At 40.4% G+C, this 3,905-nt stretch carries 3 protein-coding genes; all 3 read left to right on the top strand.

The features are described 5' to 3' along the window. Positions 1-77: 77 nt before the first annotated feature. Entirely contained in the window at positions 78-995 is a 918-nt protein-coding gene (locus AB5Y64_RS04950) for an IS5-like element ISEc35 family transposase (RefSeq protein ID WP_113979304.1), read from the top strand. A gap of 314 nt (positions 996-1,309) precedes the next feature. Continuing rightward, on the top strand, positions 1,310-1,867 hold the full coding sequence (locus AB5Y64_RS04955; protein ID WP_319900462.1) for a hypothetical protein: 558 nt from the start codon (positions 1,310-1,312) through the stop codon (positions 1,865-1,867). Next, positions 1,855-3,834 (top strand): DEAD/DEAH box helicase, encoded by a 1,980-nt coding sequence (locus tag AB5Y64_RS04960; RefSeq protein WP_368203397.1) that lies wholly within the window; start codon positions 1,855-1,857, stop codon positions 3,832-3,834. Before AB5Y64_RS04955 ends, AB5Y64_RS04960 begins: the two co-directional genes overlap by 13 nt. Positions 3,835-3,905 lie beyond the last annotated feature (71 nt).

Here is a 3,905-nt window from a genome sequence, read left to right on the forward strand (position 1 = left end):
GGCGTTGTTGCTCAAATCAGGGAACTATCCCGCAGTTTGGTGATCTGATCTCTTAGGTTCACCACCGGGAGCGCCAGATGGGCAAGTCCAAGCACAAGATCAGCAACTGGAAACAGTACAACCAAGCCTTGGTGCAACGTGGTTCGTTGACCGTCTGGATGGATGAGCAAGCCATCCAGCAGTGGCATTGCCAAACCCATCATGGCCGCCGGGGGCGAGGCTTCCATTACAGCGACTCTGCCATTGAAACCGCGCTGATGCTCAAGGCGGTATTCAAGCTACCGCTGCGTGCCTTGGAAGGCTTCATCAACTCGCTGTTCAAGCTGATGAAGGTGCCCTTACAGTCGCCGGACTACAGCTGTATCAGCAAGCGTGCCAAGACGGTCGAAATCAAGTACCGCCTACCGAGCCATGGCCCGGTGGCTCACCTCGTCATCGATGCCACCGGACTCAAGGTCTATGGCGAGGGCGAATGGAAAATTCGCAAGCACGGCAAGGAGAAACGCCGCGTCTGGCGCAAGCTTCACCTGGCCGTAGATGCGGCGACCCATGCCATCGTCGCAGCCGAAGTCAGCCTGGAAACGGTGGGCGATAACGAGGTGCTGCCCACGCTGCTCAACCCCTTGCGCCGCAAGATAGAACAAGTCAGCGCCGATGGTGCTTATGACACCAGAGCCTGTTATGCCCTACTGCAAAAGAAGGGCATCAAGGCCACCATACCGCCGAGAAAGAATGCGGCATTCTGGAAGAAAGGCCATCCACGCAACGAGGCGGTTGCCGCGCTCAAGGCAGGAGAACTGGAGCAATGGAAAAAGGACTCTGGCTATCATCAGCGCTCGATAGCTGAGACCGCCATGTATCGCTTCAAGCAGCTCATCGGTCCGAAACTGAGTCTGCGGAGCTACAACGCCCAGGTGGGTGAGATCCTGGCCGGGGTGAAAGTCATGAACAAGGTCATAGGGCTTGGTATGCCTATTCGGCAGGCCGTCAACTAAGCCCGCCCGGCGGGTTGGGGAGCGAGTATCCGACTTTGGATTTGATCAACAAGGCCTGTAATAAAACCTTATTTCTCGAATGTCCGATTACGCTTCGCTAATCGAACCTACAACACTAATCAAGCATATATATTTTGGACATGAGTTTTAACATTGGAGGTATTGTGATAACGGATGATAAAGAATGGGGATGCAAACATAATAGGCTTCCAACAAGTGGAAATATAAAATCATGTTTAATAACTGTAAACGATCTAAGATGCATAGCCCAAAAACTAACTGAATCTGTTCTAGATACTTCATGGATGCTTTCCATGGACAAGGGAACAAAACGTTCTTATAGCTATACAGCTAATGATACTGCAGAAGCACTTGTCGCTATATTTAAAAAATTTCAAGACAGCAATGAAATTGGTTCTGAATTTGGTGAGATAATGATCTCGATAGGTTCATCACGGGCCTTAGAGATAGTGTTTGAACATAAAACATTACCTATAGCTGAAATTTGGAAGCCACAGAGAAAACAAAATGAAGGTTTCGACTTTCATACAGAATGCCCAGAAAACCTTATTAATTTTGGAGAGGCAAAATATTCTGGCTCAATCAACTCACATATAAAAGCGATTCCACAAATAGAACGCTTTATAAATGAAGAGAAACATTTCAGAGATAGAGTTCACCTAAAAAATCTAGCAAGTGCAGAATCAATAAATAATTTGGATGATGATAACTTTGGTGTAATTGCTGCATTCTCGATAAATTCTGACAACCATGAATCTATAATGGATAATGCTCTTAATAGTATCTGTAACTCAAGTTTATCCAAAGGTGCCACTGCAATATATTTAGTAGGTGTGATATGTTCAGCATAAAAAATATTAAAGAGTCAAGCAGTCCAGAAGATGACCTACTTAAATTAATTGGGAAATTACACTCTGATGGCCCCATAGATAACAACATAATAGAAAACATAACTTACTATAAAATTTTCCACCCAGATACATTCACATTTTATGAAGAGAAAATAATTTCTACCCTAGGCCTATTTTATAAAAACGCAGAGCCAAAAAATTTATACTCCTTCATCCTATCTAGCATTGGACATAACCACAAAAAAAGATTTGGTGAATACCTTACTCCCGTTCAAGCTAGTGTTAGAACAGCAGTAGAAAGCAAACAGTTTGTGTCTATATCTGCACCAACAAGTGCAGGAAAATCATTTTCTATTCGAGATTATATTTTTGATCTTCAAGGTGACTGTGTCATTATCGTTCCATCTCGTGCATTAATTGCAGAATATATAAAAACAATGCGAGATAAGTTTAAAGATGATAAGAGTGTTATGATTTCATCTTTTGTTGATTATGTATTTACAAAAAGACAGCTAAGGCGAATATTCATTTTAACTCCTGAAAGAGCTAGGGAATTATTTACATCAAATATGAACCTAAATATATCTTTATTCTTTTTTGATGAAGCTCAAGTTTCAGAAGAAAAAGAACGTGGAGTTATATTTGATGTATTAGTCAGACGGATACAAAAGCATTATCCAGAGGCAAAATTAATTTTTGCGCATCCATTTGTTGATAATCCAGAAGCTCAATTCAAAAAACATTCTATAAATGAAATAAGTTCATACTCAAGATCTTACCCTCACAACACCGTAGGGAAAATATTTGTTTTTGGCCATAAAAACCGCAAAGACTATTATTTTTCACCTTACATAGAAAAAGGTCATCGTCTAAATAATTGCATTGAGTTGGATAGTGATTTTGAAAGATTTGCGTTTGATGGTAAAAAATCAGTTCTAGTCTTTGTATCGAAAGCATCTCTTTATCGTGGTGACTTCCTTGATAGCTTTAAGAAATTTTTTGACCATTACGATAAAATAACAAATAAAAGAGCGTTGGAAATAGTTAAGGAGGTAGAAAATGTTCTGGGAGCAAATGACAACAATCATAAATCCAAGCTGGTTGAATTATTAAGGATTGGGGTTGTTATTCATCATGGTTCAGTTCCACTGAATGTAAGATTCTTGATTGAAGATTTCATTAGGGAAGGATTTGCTAAAATTTGTTTCGCGACTAGTACTTTAGCTCAAGGTATAAACATGCCATTTGATATTGTCTGGTTAGATAATATGAGGATGCAAGGTGAATCTGAAGAAGACAAATCTTTAGCATTCAAGAACCTAATTGGCAGAAGTGGCAGACTTTCAAAAAAACCTACTTTTGACTTTGGCTTTGTTTATACAAACAATGCCAAACTCTTATCTTCTAGAGTTAACAGCTCTTACCATCTATCAGAAACCTCTCTATTGGAATCAGATGCTGACGAATTTACAGATGAAAAAGAGCTGGTCTCATCAATAATCGACGGAACTTTCAATGAAGATATTAATCTACCTCAAACAAAGATAGAGCGACTATCTAATGAACATACTTTCAATATAATCAAACAAATTCTCGATTTAATTTATGGTGATGAGTTTGGTAAAAAATTATTTGGTCATGATAACAAAGGAAACCGAGACATCGTCAGAAAAAACCTACGCCTCATATATGAGGCCTCACTAGGGAGAGAATTATTTGACGGTGAGCTCAATGTATTTAATACAGCTATAGTGATTTTCTTTAACGTGATTAGAGGCCGGCCTTTCAAGGAAATAGTTGGGCTCCGGTATAACGATATATCTAACCGCGATGGTGATAGGAATGCATTTGCAAAATTTACACAGCCAGCGAATAAGTTACCAGACAGCACCTTAACAAAGGCATATTCATTGTTTCAAAACGGTACCAAGGCAAAAGATGTAACCGACATTCCGCACCTGATTTAGGAATAAATTTGCCGATAGCGCTCACCCAATACCTCCAAAATGATCTGCTGGTCTCCTGTTAGCTCCGTTAC

Source organism: Aeromonas sp. R5-1 (genome assembly GCF_040908265.1).
GTDB lineage: Bacteria > Pseudomonadota > Gammaproteobacteria > Enterobacterales > Aeromonadaceae > Aeromonas > Aeromonas caviae.